This is a genomic window from Mycolicibacterium pyrenivorans (assembly GCF_025821625.1).
In the GTDB taxonomy this organism is placed as follows: Bacteria; Actinomycetota; Actinomycetes; order Mycobacteriales; family Mycobacteriaceae; genus Mycobacterium; species Mycobacterium pyrenivorans.
Window position 1 is genome coordinate 1 of the sequence record NZ_JACKSH010000165.1, and the last position, 2,159, is coordinate 2,159.

Below are 2,159 nucleotides of genomic sequence, written 5' to 3' on the forward strand. Positions count from 1 at the left end.
CCGTCGAAGAAATCCTGGCCGGCATCTACACCCAAGTCCTCGGACTCCAACACATCAGCATCGACGACTCCTTCTTCGACCTCGGCGGCGACAGCATCCTCGCCATGCGACTCGTCGCCGCCATCAACAACGACCTCGACACCGACATTGCGGTGCACACCGTCTTCGACGCCCCCACCATCGCCCAACTGGCGCCCCACATCGGGGCGGACGGGCATCGACGTGAACCGTTGGTCGCTGTCGAGCGACCCGCGGCGATTCCACTGTCCTTCGCCCAGAATCGACTGTGGTTCATCGACCAGTTGCAGGGCCCCTCGCCGGTCTACAACATGGCGGTGGCGCTGCGGCTGCGCGGCAGGCTCGACGCGGGTGCGATGGCCGCAGCGCTCGCCGATGTGGTGGATCGCCACGAAAGCCTGCGCACGCTGATCACCGCGCCCGGAGGCATACCGCAGCAGGTGGTGCTGCCGCCCGGACGTGCCGATTTCGGTTGGGCGGTCATCGATGCCGCTGGTTGGTCGGCGGACGAGCTGACGGCCGCTGTCGAGGCGGCGGGACATCACGCGTTCGACCTGGCCGATGAGATCCCACTGCAGGCCACCCTTTTCCGGCGGGCCGACGACGAGCACGTGCTGGTCGGCGTGGTTCACCACATCGCCGCCGACGGGTGGTCGATCGCCCCGCTGATGGCGGATCTGTCTGCGGCGTATGTGAATCGGTGCGCCCGCCGCGCGCCCGATTGGCCTGAACTGCCGGTGCAGTACGTCGACTACACGCTGTGGCAGCGCGCGCGGCTCGGTGATCTCCGTGACAGCGAGAGCCGCGTCTCCGCGCAGCTGGCGTACTGGCGGGATGCCCTGGCGGGAATGCCCGAACGGCTGCAGCTGCCGACGGATCGGCCCTACCCGCCTGCCGCCGATCAACGGGGCGCCAGCGTGACGGTGGACTGGCCTGCTCAGTTGCAGAAGCAGGTGCGCGACGTTGCCCGCGAACACCACACCACCAGCTTCATGGTGATGCAGGCCGCCGTATCGGTGCTGCTGTCCAAGATCAGCGCCAGTTCCGATGTGGCGGTGGGCTTCCCGATCGCCGGCCGTACCGATCCCGCCCTCGACGAGCTGGTCGGCTTCTTCGTCAACACGCTGGTGCTGCGCGTCGACCTGACAGGCGATCCCACCGCCACCGAGCTGTTGTCCCAGGTGAGGCGGCGCAGCCTGGCGGCCTTCGAACACCAGGACGTGCCCTTCGAGGTGCTCGTGGAGCGCCTCAACCCCACTCGGTCGCTGACCCACCACCCGCTGGTCCAGGTGATGCTGGCCTGGCAGAACCTGCACGGACAGGTCGGTTACGACCCCGATGCAGGGTTGAGGATGGGCGACCTGCAGGTCACCCAACTGCCGGTGCAGACCCACACCGCCCGCATGGACGTGTCCTTCTCGCTGGTCGAACAGTTCACCGACGACGGCGAGCCCGCCGGGATCGGCGGATCGGTGGAGTACCGCACCGATGTGTTCGACGCGAACACCATCGAAACCCTTGTCGTTCGGCTGCGGCGGGTGCTGGAGGCGATGACCGCCGATCCGCAGGCACGTGTGTCGGCGTTCGACGTGCTCGACCGGGGCGAGCGCGCACAGCTCGATGACATCGGCAACCGCGCGGTGCTCACAGCGCCCGACACGCCTGCGGTGTCGGTTCCGGAGTTGTTCGCCGAGCAGGTCGCACGCGTCCCGGAAGCGGTGGCGGTGACGTTCGAGGGCCGGTCGCTGACCTATCGGGAGCTCGATGAGACGGCGAATCGGTTGGCGCATCTGCTCGTTGAGCGTGGTGTAGGCGCGGGTCAGTGTGTGGCGCTGCTGTTGGAGCGCTCCGCCGACGCGGTGGTGGCGATGCTGGCGGTACTCAAGACCGGGGCGGCCTACCTGGCGATCGACCCCGCACTACCCGACGCGCGGATCGCGTTCATGCTCACCGACGCCACCCCAATCGCCGCGGTCACCACCCAGGCAGTGCGCTGCCGACTCCACGCCTACGACGTGACCCTCATCGAGGTGGACGACCCGGCCATCGACAGCCAACCCGTCGAGGGCCTGCCGGCACCGGCTCCCGACGACATCGCCTACCTGATCTACACCTCCGGCACCACCGGCACCCCCAAAGGT

1 protein-coding gene is annotated in these 2,159 nt (G+C 68.0%); it reads left to right on the plus strand.

Annotated elements, in window-relative coordinates; genetic code table 11:
• Positions 1–2,159: condensation domain-containing protein (locus H7I57_RS19695; RefSeq protein ID WP_264025466.1), on the plus strand; the 2,159-nt coding region annotated here is incomplete at both ends.